Source organism: Solemya pervernicosa gill symbiont (genome assembly GCF_002020875.1).
Lineage (GTDB): Bacteria > Pseudomonadota > Gammaproteobacteria.
The window spans coordinates 105,909-127,987 of the sequence record NZ_MPRL01000001.1 but is presented as its reverse complement, the minus strand read 5'-3'; the positions used below and the strand labels follow the sequence as shown (position 1 = coordinate 127,987).

Sequence of the window (22,079 nt, the reverse complement as noted above, 5' to 3'; positions counted from 1 at the left end):
TTCGTCGTTCGCTCGCGCTCTCAACTACGAATATGCAGACGGCGTCGACTATCGCGGACTAACCGCCTTCGCTTCGCTATCCATGGCGGTCAGCGGTGGAGCGCACTCTCGCAACTCACACATCGCTTTTCCCTCCTCAGAGGTCTTTAATCGAGAAAAGAACAGGACTCAAAACACTACCCAACGCCCCCTTCATAAAGCCATTAATCCTTCTTACTTCTGCATGGATAACGCTCATCTCAGTATCACTCGAACAAACGGGACAAATCGGTTTATCGTAGAACGCACAAACAGCTGTAGCAATCGCTCCATACTCATGATAATCCATTACCATATTGCACTGTACTTGCATTTCTTTAGCGTCAAATCCATCAGGTGCGAACTTGGACAGACTTTCTGCCTCATGGACATGATTTTCATCTACATTATAGTATTGGCACGCATCATACTTGGACTCACTATTATTCAATAAATACCGGGAACGAAAAGCAGCGAAATCCTTACACAGATCCATCATCTTACCACCGTCATCATACAACCCCTCAACGACTGATCTCGACGAATCGTATATTTTTGACGAAGTGTAATTACTAATAACGATATTAAGTTTAATTTTATGAATACCAACCATAAACGTCACCCCCTTTAGAGATTCACGCCCCCCCTTTAATCCACCTAAACCGGCTAACAGAGCAGTCATTGAATAACTACTATTAAATAAATCAAGAACCAGTGAATCGTCTATCAATCGACTCCCCTCACCAGAAATAATCCACCGATAATTATCATCAGTAAGAGTATAAACAGTGGACCATGCCCCACCATTATTTATCGCATTCTTTGTAAAACCTTTTATCTCACTCATCTTCATCATCCTTCTTCCACTTCTTTGATAAGTAATCTTTAACAATATCCCGCATCTCATTTATTAACGTGCGATGCCTAAGCCGCAATATCTTTTCACGAAGACCCGCCCCTTTCTCTGCCGATATATTTATCACTTTATTACACCTTGATCTAAAAACCGTACCGAAGTTACACCTAATCGCCAATTTAAATCTATTGCTAGCGGCGTTTATAGCACCAGGCGACAACCCCAAAATCGAAGTCACCACCTTTTGGCTGTCTCCTGACCACTGGTACAGAAGAAGGAGCTTAAAATCATCCTCACTGAATCTGTGCACATCCCTGTTATTTTTAAAAATGACAGGCAACACAGAATCGCCTGCATAACTATCTCTTTCCCAATCTGAGAACACCACAACCGCATCAACAGCATCTTCAAAACCCACCCGTGTAGCTTTATTGAGCAAATTCATCTGATGAATCTGCGCACATAAAAAACTCATCTTTTTGCTATCAGGATCAGAGCAATACAGACACACCGGTTCATCATAGAAGCGGATATGCGAAATATAGACGCCACCCTTTGTGTTTTCTGTCACAACCAACATCTTGGAAAGGTGATCTTCTAGATAATCGCTCGGTTCATACCCAAAAAGATCTACCATCACTCTTTGCACTACCCGTAGGCCCGGCTCATCACATCTCATTTTACATCCGCATTGAGTACGTTTATTACCAGCAAACAACGCCACGGATCTCTCCTGATCAATACCAGACAAACTATTTGACATCACTAGAAATTCTGTGCTCGTAAACTCATTCAACACATCCTCACTCAGCTCCTTCGAACTTATGATAGCTGTCGTAAAATTGTGTGTGACCGTGTCATTCGCTTGAACGACAGCCATGACTCCCCTAAAACCAATAGATCCATCGCAAACCTCAGCCTGATCACGGTTCTGTCCATTAATATAATCACGAACTACTGCCTCTACGCCAGGCCACGACCTCGACATGAAGCCCTTAAACTCACTGTCAGTATCCTTTCTCAGATACACGAATCGCCCAAGCACAACTCTCTTTTCAAACATACACAAAATCCACCCAGCGTTATCACAAGTCACAAGTCACAAGTCACAAGTCACGAGTCACAAGTCACAAGCCACAGGCCTCGCGCTTATAGTATGAGGCAATCGCCTGCATGTCAATTACAAAATATTCCTGTCGTCACGACCGAGCGAACAACCCAGCCAATGCGTGTGACACCCTCATGATTGTGCAGGAAAATATCGCCTGGCACAAATACCAGTACGACACATAAACAGCCCACACATATCTCGACATGAGTCTAGTTGTGCATCACACTTAATAGACATGCAATAAGTTTTCTATTCCTTCCTAGATAAATAGCACGTTACATTGGCACGCTGCATGCTAATAATGACGAGCCATGAAGATCCCGAACGACACCCGCGCCTTCACGATTATGCTGCTGATCTCCTTCGCGGCACATATCGCCGTGGCAGTTCAGATGCCACGAAATCCGTGGGCCGATCTGACCGAGAAGCTGGCACCGATTACGCTGAAGATTAAACTGATGGCGCCGAAACCGGCCCCGAAACCGCTTCCCAAGGTGGAGAAAAAACCGCCGCCTAAGCCCAGGCCGAAACCGGAGGTGGAGCCGCCGAAACCGAAACCAGTGGCGGTTAAACCCAAGCCTGTCGAGCCGCCCAAGCCGAAGCCCAAGCCGGTGGTTAAACCGAAACCGAAACCGATGCCGGTTGTAGAACCGGAACCGATTGTGGAGCCTGAGCCGCTGAAGGTGGTCGAAACAGAACCTGTTGTTGAGCCGGAACCCGTTGAAATTGTTGAGGCGGAGCCAGTTGAGGTTGTCGAAGAAGTACCTGTCGAGGTGTTTGAACCGGTTGAGGTTGCCACGGTAGTCGAGCCTGTTGCGGTGGCCGCAGCGGAGCCGGTTGTGGCGGCACCACCACCCGCCTCCAGCGGTCCCTCACCCGAGCAGATGGCGAGCGCCAAGGCGGACTATCTCGCTCGCCTGGTGAAACATATCGAGAGCAACAAGTTCTACCCCTCGGCGGCACGTCGTCGTCGCATCGAGGGGGCGGTCGATGTCGCCTTTCAGATCGATCAACGAGGTGAGATTACCGAGCTCTCCTGCGATGGAAAAAACCGCCTGCTGCACAAGGCGGCCTGCAAGGCGATCGAGTCGAGTCGACCCCTGCCTGAACCACCATCGGCACTCGGAGCGCGACTGCCTATCAGCTTCTCAATGGTCTATGCACTGCGTTAACAAAGTGCGGCATATGACGCACTCGTTGCGTCATATGCCGCACCTTTCATAACACCAAACCTCCAAAACCCCTTAATTGCCGCACCCAAATTGATGGCATAGATCGTGCTCTCACATAGTCCTGCATTCTGTCGCGTGAGCGGCAGTGGATGGTGAGTAACGTTCATGGATGAACGCCCTTTTTTTATTCCTGGAGAGTTCAATGTCATTTCCGCACCCCTCTGCGCAGGCTAAATCGCTGCGCCTTGTTTCGGCTGCAACCGCCCTCGCACTCGGTTCAACACTTTCTTTCAACGCCTCGGCTGAATCACTTGGCATCATCCACGTCGACTCGACTACCATCGATGACCGCTTCGAGGCGAAGCGCGAAGAGCCCTCCAATATTAATGTGATCAGCGGCGAGACGGTCGATGAGAGCCACGCCGACAATATTCAGCAGCTGCTGCAGTCGGTACCGGGCATCACCACCAACTGGGGCAGCGGCGAATCGCTGAAGATCCACCTGCGTGGTGTTGAGAACCAGGGGTTCATGGGCGAGAAGCCGGGCGTGGCCGTTGTCATCGATGGTGTGCCGGTCTTTGAGCGCACCGGCAAGGTCAATATCGATCTCGACAACATCGAATCGATCAAGGTGGTCAAGGGCGGCGCCTCCTACCTCTTCGGTGACGATGCACTGGCCGGTGCGGTCATCATCACCACCAAGCGCGGCGCGAAGATGGCGGGCGTGAAGGCCTCTGTCGAGGGCGGCAGCTTTGGCCGCCTCAAGGGGCTGGTGCGCGGCGGCTTTGCTGGCGATTTCGGCAGCGGCCATCTGCAGCTCTCCCACACCGAGGTGGACGGGTATTATGAAGATTCCAGCTCTGAGGCGGACTACGCCAACGGTAAGCTGCAGCTCTATGTCGGTGAGATGAGCGACCTTACCTTCGGCTTTGAGCTGGCCGATCGCGCAAAGAACAGCCACGGAGCTGTCGCCGGTGTTACCGCCGCCGCCAACGATCCGCAGAGTGAAGACCCCACCTACAACGACTACGCCAACCACTTCGACGTACAGCTGCAGAAGTACTTCCTCACCTTCGCCAGCGACTTCGAGGATGAGTCGAACCTGATGCTCAATGTCTACCAGTTCAGCGACGACACCAAGTACAACAGCGCACCGGTCGACAGCACCGAGGACGACTACGGCTACACAAACGACTACTCCCAGGTACAGCGTGGCTTCAAGGCTGAGTATCGCCACCCCGGCGAACGCGCCGCGTGGATGATCGGCACCGACCTGCGCGCTAACAGCTACGATGCGCTAGTCAACTACCTCGACTGTGCCGACATCGGCAGCTACACCAACTGTGCCAGCGCCGGCATCGGCGGTGTTCATTCGACGAGCGACACCAGCGAGGGGGTCTACGCTTTTTACGGCGAGCTCAAGGTCCGCCCCGCCAAACGCCTCACCCTGACCATGAACGGTCGCGCCGACCTGATCGATCTCGAGGGAAATACTGCGGAATGGGAACGGAATCCTGGACCACCCCCTGCAACCTACACCTGGACCTCTACCAAGAATGACGAGCAGTTCGAGGTCGGCAGCTGGCGCCTTGGCGGCAACTTCGCCGTCACTGATAATCTCGATCTCTACGCCAACGGCTCAACCGGCTTCCGCGCACCAACTGTCAAGCAGCTCTTTATCGGTATCAGCTCGCCGACCATGCGCACCAACCCCAATCCCGACCTCGATCCCGAGCAGGCACTCAACCTGGAGATCGGCCTGCGCGGCAAGCTCGATGCACTCGGCTCGCTGGAGTATGACCTAGCGCTGTTCCAGATCGAGCGTGAGGATTTCATTGAGGCGAGCAACGGACGTTACACAACCGGCCTCACCAACCAGTTCGAAAATGTCGGCAACGCTCGCCACCGTGGCGTCGAGCTCTCGATCAACGCACAACCGGCGAAGTGGATAAGCTGGGATCTCGCCTACACCTATCTTAATGCCGAGTACACCGACTACGAAGACTATGTTCTCTCGGTGATGGATACCAACGGCTTCGCTCCGGGCGGTTGTATTGATGGTACCTGGACTAACGTCTCCTTCAGCGGCCAGAACTACTGCCAGAAGGCGTTAGATAACACCGGTAACGATATCTCGCGCACCCCCAACCACCACCTCAACCTGATCTTGGCCTTCTACCCGACCGAGAATCTGACCATCAGTGGCGAGTTCGACTCCACCTCTTCCTACTTCGCCGATGAGCTCAATCAGCTGGAGATGGATGGTCACTCTACGTTCAACCTGCTCGGTAACTATGATCGTAAGTTTGGCTCCACCAAGCTCTCGATCTTCGGTCGTGTCGACAACCTCTTCGACGAGGAGTACTACAACACCGCACGCGCTGATAACGACGACAACGAGGATGGCGTCTACGACGAGGAAGATATCTCTCTGGTGGTCAACCAGGGCATCACCGTCAGCGCTGGTCTGAGCCTGACCTTCTAACTGCAAGGAGCCTTTCGCGTGACCTACCGATCAATAACGCTACAAACCAGCAGCCTTCTGATCGGCCTGCTGCTCGCCAGCAGCGCCCAGGCGGAGCTGCGCTGGAATCCCAAACCACCCGGTGCACATAACATGGCGCAGGGCGGCCACGGCGGACACAGCCGTCGCGGCCCAGTGGCGCTCTATCTCGACGATAGCGAAGCGGCCGAGCTGCAGATGTGGAGTTCCACGCTACAGCTGTCGGAGCTGGAGCAGCTTGAGGGTAAGGTGGAACTGACCAAAACCGGTATCGATAACTACCACGCCGTTCTCGCCACCCGCAGCAGCCAGACACTGCACGAATCGGCACTGCGCTATAGATATATGCGCGGCAAGCCCTCCGGCCACTCACCTTCGGAGCTGACCGCACTGACCAAGACACCGCTGGAGATCGTGCCCGATCCACTGCCGCGCGAACATTGGCGTTATACCGGCAATCAAACAGCCAACTTCACCATTACCTTCAACGGTGAACCGCTGGCTGGGGCGTGGGTTGGACTAACCAGCTCCAACGGCACCACACTCGAATCGACCAGTGATGCCGAGGGTAGCGTCAGCTTCCCCGTCCCCGACGATTTTTCTCGTGTGATGCCGGGGCACAGTAACAACCCCAAGGGTGAGTTCATCGTCCGTACCGGCCACGTTGATAACGGTCGTCTCTACCGCACTAACCTCACCGCCGACTACCGCGTCGACCCTGGCCACTGGCAGTCGAACGGGGTGGCGCTCTTCATGTTGGGCGGTGGTTTTGCGGCCGGGCTGCTAGTCACACGTCGTCGTAACGATGCAGAGAATAAGAAGGCGAAAAAATCATGAACAGCGTGATCAACCTCTCCACCCTGCGCAAGCTGGTCCAGCTTAGTGCCTTTATCTTTCTCGTCTACGGCTCCAGCGTCGTCGGCTTCTACGCCGCCGACAAGCTGAGCAACGCCTTCCCGGTACTCGCCTGCGCCTACGACGCCGAGACCGCCGACTACTGCGCACTGATCCCCCTGCAGCATCAGATGGACCACCGCGTCGCACCGGTACTGGCGGCGGGTGGCGCGGTCATCACCGCAATCATGCCAACGCTGATCACCCTGCTCACCTTCATGCTCTTCTTCGTCTTTCTCAACAAGGCGTTCTGCGGCTGGATCTGTCCACTCGGCTTCTTCCAGGAGCTGGTCAATATGGTGGGGCAGAAGCTGGGGCTGCAGCGTGACACCTCACTGTCCGATCGCACCGTCGACCGCATCCGCCCCTGGAAGTGGCTGCTGCTGGTGCTGCTGGTCTTCACCTTCCCGCTGCTGACCGGCTTTGGTATCACCGGTCATGAGCTTGGTAGCCCCTTCTGCAGCATCTGCCCGAGCCGCATCCTCACTACCCTGGCTACTGGCAACACCTCGCAGCTAGTGGTCGACACCACCAACGACGGCTACATGATCATCTCACTGATCGCCACCTTCCTCTTCGGTCTGATGATTGCGCTGGCACTGACTGTGCGCCAGCCCTTCTGTCGCATCTGTCCGATGCTGGCGATGCACGCGGTGTTTCGCAAGATCGGCTTTGTACGGCTGGTGAAGAACAGCAAACCGCGCTGCGATAAGTGCGGCCTCTGCGCCAAGGCGTGCCCGATGGATATCCGCGAGATCCACACCGAGATGGACAAAAAGGATGTGCTGTTTGCCGACTGCACCCTCTGCGGCCGCTGCGTCGAGTTCTGCCCCGACAAGGATGTGCTGCAGATGAAGTACACCGCCCTGCCGATCTTCCGCGCCGACCCCGACTACTTCAAGGCACGCAAAAAGGCACAGGATCGCTGGGAGAAGAGCACCTTCCGCCGCTGGTTTGGCAAGAGCGAGTCGTAAAACGTGGAAGCGGTTCAGATCACCTTCGCTGCGGCGCTGCTGATCGGTTTCAGCTACGGCGCCGGCCCCTGCAATATCGCCTGCCTACCCTACCTCGGGCCGATCTTTCTCAGCCGTGAGAGTGAGCGGTTGGGGCGCTGGGGCACCATCCTCCCCTTCTCTGCCGGGCGCATCTTCAGCTATGCGCTGCTCGGTACGGCGGCGGGCCTGATTGGCGCACAGATTACCGATACCCTAAAAGGTGGCAGCGCCTCCATCATCCTCGGTGGAGTGACGATTGCGGTCGGTCTGTGGCTGCTCTATCGCAGTCGCTCAGCCCGTAGCCACTGCTGTCGCACACCCGCTGCTGAACACTCCGTTGAGGTCGCCATACCGACCACTACCCCGGAGAAGTCGAATCGGCGCTTCGCCTTCGGCCTCTTTGGCATGGGATTCAGCATGGCACTTAACCCCTGCCTGCCGCTTGGCACCATTGCCGTCGCTGCTGCGGCCACTGCCGACCCTATAAAAGGTATGTGGCTGGGGCTCGGCTTCGGCCTCGGTGCCGTGGTGTTCCCCGGCCTGCTGTTTGGCTGGCTGCTGTCGCGTTTTGGTGATGAGATTCGTCACCACCTCGCCAACTGGCAGCACCACCTGGAACGGATTACCGCGCTACTGCTGATGCTGCTCGGCAGCGCTACGCTGATGGGCTGGATCTCACCTTAAGCCACGCCTATTTATCTGCTACCAGATAACCCGCCAACTACCACCTTGTAGGTATCTTCATTTCCAGTTCATCTGGACTAAACTGCGTGATATCACACATTCGTGTTGTTTTTGTCGAACATAATTGACACGGATCAATGTAATAAGCGCTGCTAAAGGCGCAATGTGGCGATTGAACTTCTCGTTTTCTTAGTATTGGTAGAGGAAAAATAATGAAACAACTGATGAAGCGGTTCGTACCGCTGCTCACGGGCCTCAGCATCGCGCTGACAGCCGGTGGTAGCGCCACGGCCAGCACCCTCGATGACGTAATGAAAAAGCGTGGCCTGACGCAGAAAGATCTGCTGGCAGCTGCCAAGACCTACACCCCAACCGGCGGCCGCGATGAGTTCCTGGCCTTCGCTTCGGGTGGTCAGAGTGGTCAGGTCATCGTCTACGGCATCCCCTCGATGCGTATCCTTAAATACATTGGTGTCTTCACCCCCGAGCCCTGGCAGGGTTACGGCTTCGACGATGAGTCGAAGGCAGTACTGGCGCAGGGCCGCATCAACGGCAAGGACATCACCTACGGCGACACCCACCACCCGGCGATCTCCGAGACCGATGGTGACTATGATGGTCGCTATCTCTTCATCAACGACAAAGCCAACCCACGTATCGCTGTGATCGATCTGCACGACTTCGAGACCAAGCAGATTGTGGTCAATCCCTTCTTCAAATCGGCGCACGGTGGTGCCTTTGTCACCCCGAACACCGAATACGTCATGGACCCAGCCCAGTACGCTGCACCGCTGACCGATGAGTTCGTTCCGCTTGAGGAGTTCAACGACAAGTACCGCGGTGGTCTCACCTACTGGAAGTTCGATGACAAGAAGGGTCGTCTCGACCCTGAGCAGTCCTTCACCTTCGAGTTGCCTCCCTACAGTCAGGATCTCTCCGATGCCGGTAAGGGTCCAAGCTATGGCTGGGGCTTTACCAACTCCTTCTGTTCTGAGCGTTATGTCGGCGGTATCGAGCGCGGCCGTCCTCCGTTTGAGGCGGGCTGTTCTTCGAAAGATACCGACTTCATGCACGTAACCAACTGGAAGAAGGCCGCTGAACTGGTCAAGGCCGGTAAGGTCAAGAAGGTCAAGGGCAGCTACCTGATCTCCATGAAGCAGGCGGTTAAAGAGGGTCTGCTCTACCTGATCCCCGAGCCTAAGAGCCCACACGGTGTTGACGTTACCCCTGACGGCAAGCTGATCACCGTCTCCGGTAAGCTCGATAGCCATGCATGGGTCTACAGCTTCGACAAGATCATGAAAGCGATCAAGGCCAAGAAGTTCGAGAGCCACGATCCCTACGGTTTACCGATCATCGCGATGAAGGATGTACTGCATACGCAGGTTAACGTCGGTCTGGGACCACTACATACCCAGTACGACTCCAAGCCCTGTGTCGCCTACACCTCGATCTACGTCGATTCAATGGTTACCAAGTGGGACTACTGTAAGGGCAAGGTACTGGATCAAATCAACATCCACTACAACATCGGCCATCTGATGACCATGGAGGGCGATTCCAAGTCACCTGACGGTAAGTACCTCGTCTCTCTCAACAAGCTCTCAATCGATCGCTTCAACCCGGTTGGACCGCTGCATCCGCAGAACCACCAGCTGATCGATATCAGCGGCGAGAAGATGGAGCTGCTCTACGATATGCCACTGCCACTGGGCGAACCCCACTACGTGGTCGCTATTGCAGCCGACAAGCTGAAACCTGCCGTACGCTACAAGTCTGGTTGGGATAGCCGTACCGACAAGCGTTCTCCTTACAAGACCCGCGCGGGTCGTGAGAAGACGGTGCGTAACTGTGACGCCAGCGGCAAGTGCACGGTTGAGGTCTTCGGTACCACCATCCGTTCACACATCACCCCTGAAATCATTGAGGCTGAGGTGGGCGATACTGTGAAGATGCACTTCACCAACCTTGAGCGTGCTCAGGATGAGGTTCACGGCTTCGCACTTAACGGCCAGAACGTACAGCTCTCTATCGAACCCGGTAAGACCGCTTCAGCGACCTTCACCGTTGAGAAAGAGGGTGTCTATCCTTACTACTGCACCGAGTTCTGCTCGGCACTCCATCTGGAGATGCAAGGTTATCTGCTAGTTAAACCGAAGGGCTACAAGTCCACCGGTGCTACTATGCAGGAGGGTGTAAGTTACACTCAGGCCGACTACAACAAGCAGGTCAAGACCAACGTCGATACCCAGGCGGTTATCAATCAGGTCGTAGGCTTCATCACCAGCCACAACTACAAGGACTTCCCTACTGTTGTGGCACTGGTTGAGGATGCAACCGATCAGCTCGGATTCGCCGATGAGTCGAAGAAGAAGGCTGAAGCGGCTGCGGCCAAGAAAGACTGGCAGAATGCCATGCTCTGGGCCAACCAGTGGTGGCAGTATCAGGTTAAGACAGCGGACCTCGGTCTGCGTGCCAAGACCTATCTGGAACAAAATGGTGCTAAAAAGGTCAAATAACCACTGAGTGGTAGTGATACCACGACAAACAGGATATTGACCCAACTAAAGGGGGAGGAGCAGTATTGCACCTCCCCCTTTTTCCCTAAAGATCTGGAGATTCCTCATGAAAAACATGTCTATAAAAGCGACTCTGGCGGCTCTGCTGCTCGGACTCGGTGTAAGCAACAGCGCCATGGCCCTCGATGGTGAAGCACTATTTAAAAATCCTGCCAAGGGTGGCTGTACCGCCTGTCACGGTAAGGATGGCAAGACCACCATTCTGCCCCAATACCCAAAGATTGCCGGTCAGAATGAGGCCTATGTATTACAGCAGCTGAAAGACATCAAGAGCGGCGCACGCAACAACGGCATGACCGCTGCGATGAAGGGCATCATGCACCTGGTCAACGACGAAGAGATGGCGGCAATGGCCAAATACATCTCAACCATGGCGCCGTAGCGTTATCGTTGAATATCAGATTTGACTAATATCAATGCCATCTTCGACGGGATAGCGAGAATGGCAGTCAGAGATCGATTCGGTTACGGCAGAGATCGCCAGACCCAATCATGAATACAACGCTATTGTTAGAGAGAAGTTATGAAAGGCACTAAATCGGTAGTTGGCGCGCTGGTTGTCGCCATGGGTGTGGCTGCAGGCCCTGTCGCCGCGGCTGGTCCAGCCGCAGCTGGCTGGAACGTGGGTGGTGGCGAGCAGGATGAGGCGATGCACCTGACGCCCGACCTTGATAACGGCATGGACGTCTACGAGGTCTGTGCTGCCTGCCATCTTCCCGAGGGCTGGGGTACCAAAGAGGGTACCTTCCCACAGCTGGCCGGTCAGCATAAAGAGGTTCTGATCAAGCAGCTGGCTGATATCCGCGCACTCAACCGTGACAACCCAACCATGTACCCCTTTGCACTGCCTGAGTCGATCGGTGATGCACAGGCGCTGGCCGATGTCGTCGCCTACATCGAGAAGATTCCGATGAATCCTGAAAACGGCGTCGGCCCTGGCACCGATCTGGCCCTGGGCGAGCAGCTCTACAAGGACAACTGTGTGAAGTGCCACGGTGACAACGGTGAAGGCATCAAGGAGAAGTACTACCCCAGAATTCAGGGGCAGCACTACAACTACATGCTGCGTCAGTTTGAGTGGATCCGTGACGGCAAGCGTCGTAACGCCAACCCAGACATGGTCAAGCAGATCAAGGGCTTCACCGACAAGGATATGGTTGCTGTTATCGACTACGTATCACGCCAAAAGCCACCGAAGGAGGATCTCGCACCCTCGGCTGACTGGATGAACCCAGACTTCGATTGAATGGCAGTGACGCGCTTTAGGCTAATGCCTAAAGCGCGTACTCTACCCAACACCCTTTTCTTTGAACGCTCACGCCACGACTGTGGTGGCGAGCGGAATGGCGACCGTCATGCAAAACAGTGCATCACAGAAACAGACCTTTATCGTAGCCGGCCTCAGCCTGATCTCAATCGCGATGCTCGCTATGATCTACTTCGTGCCGATCTGGTGGGTATCGCTCACCGCACCTAACTATCCACCCGAAGCGTTCCCTGACGGGGTTCGTATCCACTTCCATATGAACGGCGTCTTTAATGGCTGTGAAATGGTGGAGAAGGCAGAGATCCAGGAGGATGAGGCGCTCGACTGTGTGCATGAGATGGACACCATCAACCACTACGTCGGCATGTACCCGATCTCGACCGGCGGACCGGTTGAACGTGGTTACTCACAATTTCTGATCAGTTTCCTCATCATCATGCTGATCGGCTTTATCTGTACCAAACCGAGGGTGCGCACTGCACTGATGGCAGTTGGTTTTGCTGGCCTACTCGGCTGGATGTACGCCACCATCTACGGTAACAATGGTGTCGCACTGCAGAGTGCTGGCTATCTCACCGCACTGGTCACCGCACTCGATCAGGATACTAGTAAGGAGATCGAGGTCTCACCGGCCCAGGCACTGATCGATCGGATGCAACAATCGTTGGCTGCCTCGGGCGTCGATGTCGACGAAACCGCATCGAAAACAGATGAATCCAGCGAGAAGGAGCTGATGTTTGGGCAACTCAAGACCAACTTCGAAACCGATATCGCTAAACGCGGTACTGGCGAGGAGTGGAATGGCAGTAGCTTCCAGGTCATCAGCTGGCACTACACCAAGACCCTGGGGCGCTACTTCAACAATCCCGAAGAGATCACCCCGATGGTGGGCAAACTCAAACTGGCGGTGCATGGCGTCTTTGTTGTGCTGGTCGGCGCGATGCTGCTACTGCTTTGGGGAGCTGCAAAAAATATCAAACCGCTCTACTGGCTACTGGTCGCGGTACCGATCGCCCTACCGATCTTCTTCATCATCGACTATGCCGCCTGGCTCTGGTGGTTTGGTCACAACATGAACGAGATGGGTGCATTCACGGTCAAACCCTTCATGCCGACCGTCTTCGGACAGGGCAAGGTGGCGCAGTTCGCCACTCACTCCTATCCCTATATTGGCTTCGGTCTGATGGTACTCTCCTCGCTGGCGCTGGCGATTGCCGCTCTTATCCGCCGCAAGCAGTTCCGCGAGGGTGAATAGCCGTTACTTCTAAGAGATGCTCTCCTGCAATGACGAGGTTCAGTAATATAGTAGTGTGCGCGGTAGTTGGGCTGGGAATCAGTCCCATTGCACTCGCCGAGAGCTACCCGTCGTTCCAGGCGCTGATCGACGCCACCGAGAAAAACGGTGTACTCAGCCCACCGGCCGGTACCTACGCCGGGCCGGTGACTATTGAGCAACCGATCACCATCGATGGCCGCGGCGAAGTGACCATCGATGCCGGTGGTAAAGGCTCGGTGATCTTCCTCGATACCGACGGCAGCACCCTCAAGGGGCTGCGTCTGACCAATTCAGGTGAGTCGCACAACGACATCGACTCTGGTGTGCAGGTGCGCGGCAACTTTAATGTGATCAAGGACAATGTGATCGACAACTGCCTGTTTGGTGTCGATCTTCAGCAGTCGGAATCGAATATCGTGCGCCGCAATAAGATCTCCTCTAAACCGTTCGATCTTGGCATACGCGGCGATGCGATACGCCTCTGGTACAGCTTCAACAACAAGATCACCAGCAACACCATCCGCAACTCGCGCGACATGGTGGTCTGGTACTCCAAGGACAATCTGATCGCCCGCAACGATGCACGCGGCGGCCGCTACTCGCTCCACTTCATGTACTCACAGCACAATGTGGTCGAGGAGAACCGCTATACCGATAACACCGTTGGCATCTTTCTGATGTACAGCGACGATGTCGTGGTGCGCAACAACAGCATCACCCGCGCAGTGGGGCCGACCGGCGTCGCACTCGGTATGAAGGAGACCTCGAATGTAACGATCGAGGGCAATCAGCTACTCTACAATGCCGTCGGGCTGTCGCTCGACGTCTCACCCTACCAGCCCGACACCACCAACCTGATCAGCAATAACCTGATCGCCTTCAACAATATCGGCGTGGACTTTCTCAACGACTGGCCGGGCAATACCTTCACGGCCAACCAGTTCAAAAGCAACATCACCCAGGTGGCGGTATCGGACGGCGCCAGCGTCAATCGCAATAGTTGGGATGGCAACTACTGGGATGACTACGAGGGTTTTGATCTCGACCAAAACGGCATCGGCGACACCCCGTACGAGCTCTACTCCTATGCCGACCGCATCTGGATGGATGTACCCGCCGCACAGTTCTTCAAGGGCTCACCAATGCTCGAGACTCTCGATTTTCTGGAGCGCCTCGCCCCCTTCTCCGAGCCGGAGATGGTGCTGCGTGACGCCGCCCCCATCACCACCCCACCGGAGCCGTTGTGAGCGAGACGAGTAAAAAGGGTAAACGCCCCCTCAACCCCCGTCAGCAGAAGGAGCGACGCGAGTTTCTGCGTTCGATCGCACTGGGCGCAGGCATGGTCGGCATCTCATTGATCGGCCTCGTGCCGGTACTCAGTGGCGCCGTGCCGCGACTGCGACCACCAGGTGCACTGCTGGAACAGAAGTTTCTCGCCTCCTGCATCAAGTGCGGCCAGTGCGTGCAGGTCTGCCCGGTCAACGCCATTGAGCTGGCCGATCTTGATGAGGGCTTCGGTATCGGCACACCCTTCATCGACGCACGCGCCCAGGCGTGTGACTTCTCCTGTGACGGCCTGCAGTGCGTACTCGCCTGCCCCACCGGCTCTCTGACCCACGAAATCAACTACTCACACGAGACGCGCATGGGCTTTGCTCGGCTCGACAAGCCGAAGCTCTGTCTGGCGATGCAGGGCAAGGGCTTCTCTGGCGTGGCACGCGGCCCCGACTTCCCCGGCAAACTACGTTTCGATGAGATCGATCGCTGGAATCCGCTCAACATCAACGAGCAGCCCTTCGATGTGGAGATCTGCGACCTCTGCGTACGCACCTGTCCGATCGAGATCCGTATCGCCCAGTGCGAGGCGGGCAAGCCACCCTCGGGCGATACCAACCAGTGTCCGCCGCTGCGCGCTATCCGCCTTGAGGAGGTGACCCACGCCGACGGCAGTAAAGGGATGCGCCCGACGGTGCTCGACGGCTGTGTCGGCTGTGGCGTTTGCGAGATGATCTGCCCCACCGAAGAGGCCTCGATCGTGATCGACATTCGTAAAACGGCGGAGGACGTATGAGCTATATCATCGAATCGCTCCGCGAGATCATCGGTGCCCGACCGAAAAAACCGGCCAAGGATGAGATATCCCCCAACGCCGTCAAGGTCCATTTCGACAAGCGGGTCAACAAACTCGACATGGCCGCCCTTGAGGCGTTGCATGCTCAGCACAGCAGTCACAAGTGGCGTAATCGTCGCTGGCTCACCCTGCTCTTCATCAACCTGCTATTTGTGCTCTCCTACCAGCTCGATATCCAGCTGCTCGAGGGTGCACTGACCGCCTCACGCTTCATGGGTTTCCACATGGCCGATCTCAACTCGGCCCTGCAGGTAATGCTCGCCTTCAAGGAGGTGCTGCTTAATCTGATTATCGGTACCACCACGGTGCTGGTGATGTGGATTATTTTCGGTGGGCGAGCTTTCTGCTCCTGGGTCTGTCCTTACCATCTGGTGGCCGAGTGGGCCGAGGAGATCCACCTCTGGCTGGTCAATCGCAAAATCATCAAGAATCACACCTTCCACCGTGGCACCCGTTCGGTGCTCTACGTGATCTTCGCCCTGTTGGCGCTGGTCAGTGGTTACACCGTGTTTGAAACCATCTCGCCGACTGGCATTCTCAGCCGGGCACTGATCTACGGTCCTGGCATAGCACTGATCTGGGTCGCTGCCGTGCTGTTATTTGAGGTGCTATTCTCTCGTCGTGCCTGGTGTCGTTATGTCTGTCCGATCGGTATCACCTACGGTATTGTTGGCACCGTCTCGCCGCTTCGAGTCACCTACCATCTCGAGGATTGTGCCCACGAGGGTGACTGTCGCAAGGCGTGCCTGGTGCCACATGTGCTCGATGTAACAATTAAGGGCCGTGCGCGTGACATGCAGGTCGATGTCGGTGCAGACTGTACCCGCTGCGGTCTCTGCATCGATATGTGCCCCACCGACTCGTTACGCTACGAGTTCAAGATGCCGGGCACACTCAAGTAGCCATCAACGGAAATATAAGACCAGACGGATGATCAAATTCAATAAAGTCGCCAAACGATTTCGCCGCGTCGAGGTCCTCAAGGGCATCGAGCTAGAGATTGCCCGGGGTGACCGTGTCGCACTGGTCGGCTCCAATGGTGCTGGTAAAACCACGCTGATTCGTTGCCTGCTCGGCGAGTATCTCTGCGACGGCGAGGTGCTTGTTGATGGCCTCGACCCGCGCGATAGTCGTGCCGCCGTGCTGAAACGCATTGGCTTTGTGCCACAGCTACCGCCCCCACTGAAGATGCCGGTCGGCCAGCTGCTACGTTTCTCCGCCAGTGTCTGTGGTGCAGACCGTGCACGTATGGAGGAGGTCTCCAGGCGGCTTGGCCTCGATCCTGATGAGGTTAAACATCGCCCCTTCGTTAAACTCTCCGGCGGACAGAAACAGAAGCTACTGATCAGTATCGCCCTGGGGCGCGAGAGTGACATCCTGATTCTCGACGAGCCCGCTGCCAACCTCGATCCCGAGGCGCGTCACATCTTCTTCCAACTGCTGGCGGAGAAGCGCGAGGAGAGTGCGATGCTGATCTCCAGCCACCGCCTCGATGAGGTTGCCTCGCTGGTAAACCGTGTGATCGAGATGGACCAGGGTAACGTGGTACTCGACGACCGTGTAGCCGATCTGGTGGCGCTGAGCAGTCGTCTCGACTGCCGTCTGACCCTCACCCGCGCTGAGCCTGCCTTCGCCAAGGCAATCGCACAATGGGGCTTCAGTGATGGCGGTGCTGGGCTAACCTGGCACGGTATGGTTGCCGGCCCCGACCGCCTCCGCTTCCTCGGTGTGCTATCACGCTACGCCGGGCTGCTCGCCTCGATTCAGCTTGATGAACAGAGCGAGGAGAAGAGCTGTGCCTAAAGTGCTAACTCTTTTTACTCTATTACTCATCGCCCTGCTGACTGGCTGCTCCGGTGAGCCCGAAACCGGTCCCGTCGAGGTCAAATGGGACCGAGACACCTGCGAGCGCTGCCGCATGGTACTGAGTGATCGCTTCCACTCCGCGCAGATCCGTGTCTTTCCTGTAGAGAAGAAACGCAGCCGGGTCTACAAGTTTGACGATATCGGTTGCGCCCTGCTCTGGCTGGAGGATAAACCCTGGCGCGACGATCCACGCACCGAGATCTGGGTTACCGATCACCGCAGCGGCGAGTGGATCGATGCAGGCAGTGCCATCTACATTCCCAATCAAACCACGCCGATGGAGTATGGTCTCGGTGCACAGCCTGAACCCTCCCCGGGTGGTCTCGGCTTCGAACAGGCCAAACAACACATCTTTGAACTGGAGGCGCGCTTTAATGCTCACGGCACGCACCTGAAAGAGAACGCCGAGCAGCGCAGGTAGGAAAGGATGAGACACCTCTGGTTAACGGCCTGGGCCGACATTATCGAATCGCTGCGCGCGCGCTGGTTCTTCGTCTATAGCGCCATCTTCGGTGGCATTGTGGTGTTGCTGTTCCTGTTTGGGCTGACCGAATCACGCATTATGGGCTTTACTGGCCTGTCACGGTTGCTCATCACCTATATCCAGCTGACCATGGCGATCCTGCCGATCTTTGTGCTGATCACCACCGTGCGCTCGGTGGCGGGTGATCGTGAGGCGGGGGTGTTTGAGTACATGCTCTCACTACCGATCGGCCTCTCCGCCTGGTTCTGGGGCAAGATGCTGGGACGCTTTACCGTGGTCTTCCTGCCGGTCTTTCTGGCGATGGTGGTGGCAATTGTCTGGGGTGTAACCAAGGGTGCCGAGGTGCCGTGGACTATCTTCGGCTACTACACTGCTCTGCTGATGGTGCTTGCATGGTGTTTTCTCGGCATCGGCATGTTGATCTCAACCCTGGCACGCAGCGCTGATGTGGCTCAGGGCGCGGCGTTTGTGATCTGGCTGACGCTGGTGCTGTTCCTCGATCTGATCCTGCTCGGCATCATGATCCGTGAATCACTGCCAGCCGACACGGCTGTGGCCATCTCACTGGCCAATCCACTGCAGGTATTTCGTACGGCAGCGATGATGCTGTTCGACTCGCAGCTGGTACTGATTGGCCCAACCGCCTATGTGATTCTCGACCACTTCGGCACCCAGGGTTATTTCGCCTGGGCACTGATCTATCCGACCCTGCTCGGCACACTCAGCGCGACACTCGGCTATCTACACTTCCGCCGCAGCGACCTACCTTAAGCCGTATACTAGGGACTCACTTAATTGATGGACGCGGGAGAACGGATGACACTGAATAAAAACATGCTCTGGGGTGGTGTCATCGCACTACTTATTGCAGTTGCTGCCGTCGCTTTTGTTAAGGGCCGCCATCTTCTGGAACCTCAACTCATCGCCACTGCCGAACTGATTGAGGAGTGTGATCTCAATCTCGGTAGCTGTAGCTCCTCACTTGCTGATTTCGGTGCGGTCTCACTCACCATTGCACCCCATCCGATTCCAGTCATCAAACCTCTCTCGATCAGCGTGCAGAGTGATATTCCCGGAATCGAATCGTTGATGGTGGACATTTCCGGACTCAATATGAACATGGGGCTGAACCGTTTTCCCCTGCTGCGACAGAGTGATGGCAGTTATCGTGGCGACGGGATGCTTCCGGTCTGTACGCGAAACCTGATGCGTTGGCAGGCCAAGGTGATCGTGCAGACCGATGCCGGACTGGTCGCCTTCCCCTTTAACTTCGAAACCTTAACCAACCGTTAGCATCTGCTACGCCAAGCCACTTAATACAATGATGAAACAGAGACTGCCCTACATCCTTTTACTCCTGCTCACCTCGGCACTGATCTGGTTACTGCTCTTCTGGTCGCCCAACAGTCCTGATCTGACACACCTGCTTAAACACAATCAATCGAGGGGGGGGGATTTCACCCTCAGTGGTAACGGTGGAGAGCCCTTCGATCTGAAGCAGCTGCGCGGCAAGGTGGGACTACTCTATTTCGGCTATACCACCTGTCCCGATGTCTGCCCCACCTCGCTGGCTCTGATGAAGATCGCACTCGGCAACATGAGTGAGAAGGAGCTGGAACAGGTGAGCGGAGTCTTTATCAGTGTCGATCCGGAGCGCGACAAACCGCAACGCCTGATGGAGTATGCCAACTACTTCCACACCAACATTGTCGGCACCAGTGGTAGTCGTGCTGAGATTGATGAAGCTGCACGGCGCTATGGCGTGATGTACCGCAAGGTCGAAAGCGACTCCGCTGTCGGCTATCTGGTCGATCACACATCGGCCACCTATGTCATCGACAAACAGGGCAAACTACACACCACCCTGGCGCATGGCACACCCCATGCAGAGATACTCAAGACGGTAAGAGCACTGCTGGAACAGTCTAAATAGGCTACCTATGGACTGTTAATTGACACCCTACTGCGTGATATCACACAACAAAGATCGAAAATAACCACATGGAGAAAACAATGATTCGTACCCTTCGTTACCTGACACTTGCCGTTGCGAGCCTTGCCGCATCCAATGCCATTGCCGACTCACACGGCGGCGCGGCTCACACCGCTGCCGACACCATCATGGTCAAGGACGCCTATGTGCGCGCAGTGCCCCCTGGTCAACCCAATAGCGCCGCCTTCATGGTGCTGCATAACCATGGTGGAGCCGACCATAAGGTGATCGACGCCAAGAGCACCGCCGCCCGCACCGTCGAGCTTCATACCCACACACAAAAAGACGGCATGATGATGATGCGTCGCATCGAGTCGATCGAGGTCAAAAGCAAGGGTATGACGACCCTCAAACCTGGCGGCCTGCATGTCATGTTGATCGGTCTCACCCAGCCTCTTAAGGTCGGCAATACCGTCTCTGTAACGCTAGTATTTGATGATGGCAGTAAAAAATCGATCGACGCCCCGGTGCAGGAGGTGATGATGAAGATGGATCACAAGCCCGGCATGCATCACAACATGAAGCACTAACACTAACCCACCACCGTCGGCCACGCCCAGTGGCCGACGGCAACACAGGAATTCCCTATGAGTGAACCGAGCGCAGAGATTTTTCACCGTCGCAGTGCAGGCAACAGCCTAGCGACCTTCTTTGCCGCAACACGTCCGGCATTTTTAACCGCCTCAATCCTGCCGGTTATCGTCGGTCTAGCACTCAGCTGGAGCATTTACGGTTCGATCGAGATCGGACTTGGTTTGCTCACCCTACTCAATATCGTCCTGATTCATTCAGGCGCGAATGTACTTAATGACTACTTCGATGACCGAAACGGCACCGATGGGTCCAACAGCGGTCGCATCTTCCCCTTCTCGGGTGGTAGTCGCTTTATTCAAAATGGCGTGCTGAGCCGTCGTGAGACGCTACAATTCGGCTCTCTATTAATGGTTTCTGGCGCGCTGCTCGGTCTATGGTTTGCGCTGGTAGCCGGGCACTTCATCCTGCTGATCGGCTTGCTGGGTGGCATTCTGGCTATCTTCTACTCCGCCCCACCCTGTCTCGCCTGTCGCGGCCTGGGTGATGTGGTGATCGCGATCTGTTTCGGCATTCTGCCGGTCGTCGGTACGCTCTATATCCAGAGCAGTATTATCGATCCGCAGGCGATCTGGGTCGGTGCCATTATCGGCTGCTTTGTAGCCGCCATTCTCTGGAACAATTCCATTCCCGACATCGATGCCGATCGCGCCGCCGGAAAGCTGACTCTACCTGCACGGCTGGGTGCAGCCAAGGCACCCTACGGGCTGGCACTGCTCTTTATTTTGGGATTTGCACTGCTGCCACTCTCTCCGCTGCCTGTCAGTAGCTACATCACTCTTCTGGCTGTTTTTCCTGCGACAGCTGCAGTAAAGGTTCTGCTCGAGGGTCGTCTGATGCCAGCAATCCCGCTCACGCTTGTAACTCACGCAGCCGTATCGGTACTACTAACGGTGGGGCTGATTCTAGCCCGTTAAACGACCGTTGATCAGTCGTCTACGGTGGAGAGGTAGGCCCAGATCTCATCGAGCTCCTGAGCAGTAAATGCTGCCAGCAGCTCATCATCGGGTGATTCAGGATCGTGGATACGGTGTTTATCGAGATACTTCTTCACCTGACGCTGTAGGTAGACACTGTACTGCCCTGCCAGCATCGGCACTCCCTTTTCATGATCTCCCCAACCCTCACTGCCATGGCAACTACGACACTCGCGCTTGTAGCGCTTACGACCTGCCTCGATATCACCGGGCATACGCGGGATATTCACCACACGTTTCGCCTCAAGTAGTCGCTTTAGTGGGTCAAAGTTCTCTTCATCGAAAGGGGGCAGCTTGGTCGGTAGCTCAACCTGCGCCAGATAGGCGGAGACATCGGCAATTTCCTGATCGGGAAACTGGCGCTCATCGACATATTCAAGCATCGGCAGATTGGGACGTTTGCGATCACGAAACAGGTGCATCTGTTTGGAGATAAAGCTCTCGGGCTGTCCGGAAAGGCGTGGATAGTCACCATTTTTATCACCCTCACCATACTCACCGTGGCAACCGGCACAGAGCTCGTTGATCTCTTCTCCATTCTCCAGATCGACCGCCTGAGCAGTTGAAATCATGCCCAGGGGAAGAAAAAGGATGAGTAATTTCATCGCGGCCTTATTCATAGCGTAACACTCGGATACTTTCTTGCTTTCGTCAATATTAATGATTGAGTATTAGAGCCTCT

Annotated in this window: 22 protein-coding genes; 19 read left to right on the top strand and 3 right to left on the bottom strand. The window is 55.5% G+C overall.

Going from position 1 to position 22,079, the window contains the following annotated elements; translation table 11 throughout:
• Positions 1-136: 136 nt before the first annotated feature.
• Together BOW52_RS00600 and BOW52_RS00595 are read right to left on the bottom strand one after the other, a co-directional pair.
• Positions 137-865, bottom strand: a complete 729-nt coding sequence (locus BOW52_RS00600) for a hypothetical protein (protein WP_135621893.1) — start codon at positions 863-865, stop codon at positions 137-139.
• The gene (locus BOW52_RS00595) at positions 858-1,937 is read right to left on the bottom strand and encodes a hypothetical protein (protein WP_078482127.1); all 1,080 of its coding nucleotides are present in this window, start codon (positions 1,935-1,937) and stop codon (positions 858-860) included. Before BOW52_RS00595 ends, BOW52_RS00600 begins: the two co-directional genes overlap by 8 nt.
• Before the next feature lie 359 nt (positions 1,938-2,296).
• On the opposite strand from BOW52_RS00595, the gene BOW52_RS00590 reads away from it, so the two are divergent.
• The 19 genes from BOW52_RS00590 to BOW52_RS00500 all read left to right on the top strand — a co-directional run bounded on the left by BOW52_RS00590 (position 2,297) and on the right by BOW52_RS00500 (position 21,337).
• A complete protein-coding gene (locus tag BOW52_RS00590) occupies positions 2,297-3,157 on the top strand; it encodes a TonB family protein (RefSeq protein ID WP_078482126.1) in 861 nt (286 codons plus the stop codon).
• A 202-nt stretch (positions 3,158-3,359) separates the two neighbouring features.
• Positions 3,360-5,642, top strand: a complete 2,283-nt coding sequence (locus tag BOW52_RS00585; protein ID WP_078482125.1) for a TonB-dependent receptor — start codon at positions 3,360-3,362, stop codon at positions 5,640-5,642.
• Positions 5,643-5,660: 18 nt separating this feature from the next.
• Positions 5,661-6,497 (top strand): hypothetical protein, encoded by an 837-nt coding sequence (locus BOW52_RS00580; protein WP_078482124.1) that lies wholly within the window; start codon positions 5,661-5,663, stop codon positions 6,495-6,497.
• A complete protein-coding gene (locus BOW52_RS00575) occupies positions 6,494-7,528 on the top strand; it encodes a 4Fe-4S binding protein (RefSeq protein WP_078482123.1) in 1,035 nt (344 codons plus the stop codon). Before BOW52_RS00580 ends, BOW52_RS00575 begins: the two co-directional genes overlap by 4 nt.
• A 3-nt stretch (positions 7,529-7,531) precedes the next feature.
• Positions 7,532-8,233 (top strand): sulfite exporter TauE/SafE family protein, encoded by a 702-nt coding sequence (locus tag BOW52_RS00570; RefSeq protein ID WP_078482122.1) that lies wholly within the window; start codon positions 7,532-7,534, stop codon positions 8,231-8,233.
• Positions 8,234-8,445: 212 nt separating this feature from the next.
• Entirely contained in the window at positions 8,446-10,752 is a 2,307-nt protein-coding gene (gene nosZ / locus BOW52_RS00565; RefSeq protein WP_078482121.1) for a Sec-dependent nitrous-oxide reductase, read from the top strand.
• A 106-nt stretch (positions 10,753-10,858) separates the two neighbouring features.
• Positions 10,859-11,194, top strand: a complete 336-nt coding sequence (locus BOW52_RS00560) for a c-type cytochrome (protein ID WP_078482120.1) — start codon at positions 10,859-10,861, stop codon at positions 11,192-11,194.
• Between the two features lie 141 nt (positions 11,195-11,335).
• Positions 11,336-12,058, top strand: coding sequence for a c-type cytochrome (locus BOW52_RS00555; protein ID WP_078482119.1), 723 nt, complete (start codon positions 11,336-11,338; stop codon positions 12,056-12,058).
• A 109-nt stretch (positions 12,059-12,167) separates the two neighbouring features.
• Positions 12,168-13,334: a hypothetical protein gene (locus tag BOW52_RS00550; protein WP_236725590.1), complete on the top strand. Its 1,167-nt coding sequence runs from the start codon at positions 12,168-12,170 to the stop codon at positions 13,332-13,334.
• 53 nt (positions 13,335-13,387) lie between these two features.
• The gene (gene nosD, locus BOW52_RS00545; protein WP_236725589.1) at positions 13,388-14,602 is read left to right on the top strand and encodes a nitrous oxide reductase family maturation protein NosD; all 1,215 of its coding nucleotides are present in this window, start codon (positions 13,388-13,390) and stop codon (positions 14,600-14,602) included.
• A complete protein-coding gene (locus BOW52_RS00540) occupies positions 14,599-15,426 on the top strand; it encodes a 4Fe-4S binding protein (RefSeq protein WP_236725588.1) in 828 nt (275 codons plus the stop codon). Before nosD ends, BOW52_RS00540 begins: the two co-directional genes overlap by 4 nt.
• The gene (locus BOW52_RS00535) at positions 15,423-16,388 is read left to right on the top strand and encodes a NapH/MauN family ferredoxin-type protein (RefSeq protein ID WP_078482116.1); all 966 of its coding nucleotides are present in this window, start codon (positions 15,423-15,425) and stop codon (positions 16,386-16,388) included. Before BOW52_RS00540 ends, BOW52_RS00535 begins: the two co-directional genes overlap by 4 nt.
• 28 nt (positions 16,389-16,416) lie before the next feature.
• Positions 16,417-17,289, top strand: a complete 873-nt coding sequence (locus tag BOW52_RS00530; protein ID WP_078482115.1) for an ABC transporter ATP-binding protein — start codon at positions 16,417-16,419, stop codon at positions 17,287-17,289.
• Positions 17,282-17,773: a nitrous oxide reductase accessory protein NosL gene (locus tag BOW52_RS00525; RefSeq protein ID WP_236725587.1), complete on the top strand. Its 492-nt coding sequence runs from the start codon at positions 17,282-17,284 to the stop codon at positions 17,771-17,773. Before BOW52_RS00530 ends, BOW52_RS00525 begins: the two co-directional genes overlap by 8 nt.
• Positions 17,774-17,779: 6 nt before the next feature.
• Positions 17,780-18,607, top strand: a complete 828-nt coding sequence (locus BOW52_RS00520; RefSeq protein ID WP_078482114.1) for an ABC transporter permease — start codon at positions 17,780-17,782, stop codon at positions 18,605-18,607.
• A 45-nt stretch (positions 18,608-18,652) separates the two neighbouring features.
• Entirely contained in the window at positions 18,653-19,129 is a 477-nt protein-coding gene (locus BOW52_RS00515; RefSeq protein WP_078482113.1) for a hypothetical protein, read from the top strand.
• Between the two features lie 28 nt (positions 19,130-19,157).
• Positions 19,158-19,769 carry an SCO family protein gene (locus tag BOW52_RS00510; protein ID WP_078482112.1) on the top strand — a complete coding sequence of 204 codons (612 nt, stop codon included), beginning with the start codon at positions 19,158-19,160 and terminating at the stop codon, positions 19,767-19,769.
• Between the two features lie 80 nt (positions 19,770-19,849).
• The gene (locus tag BOW52_RS00505; protein ID WP_078482140.1) at positions 19,850-20,359 is read left to right on the top strand and encodes a copper chaperone PCu(A)C; all 510 of its coding nucleotides are present in this window, start codon (positions 19,850-19,852) and stop codon (positions 20,357-20,359) included.
• Between the two features lie 57 nt (positions 20,360-20,416).
• Positions 20,417-21,337: a prenyltransferase gene (locus BOW52_RS00500; protein ID WP_078482111.1), complete on the top strand. Its 921-nt coding sequence runs from the start codon at positions 20,417-20,419 to the stop codon at positions 21,335-21,337.
• Positions 21,338-21,348: 11 nt separating this feature from the next.
• On the opposite strand, the gene BOW52_RS00495 is transcribed toward BOW52_RS00500, so the two are convergent.
• Positions 21,349-22,002 carry a c-type cytochrome gene (locus tag BOW52_RS00495; RefSeq protein WP_236725586.1) on the bottom strand — a complete coding sequence of 218 codons (654 nt, stop codon included), beginning with the start codon at positions 22,000-22,002 and terminating at the stop codon, positions 21,349-21,351.
• Positions 22,003-22,079 lie beyond the last annotated feature (77 nt).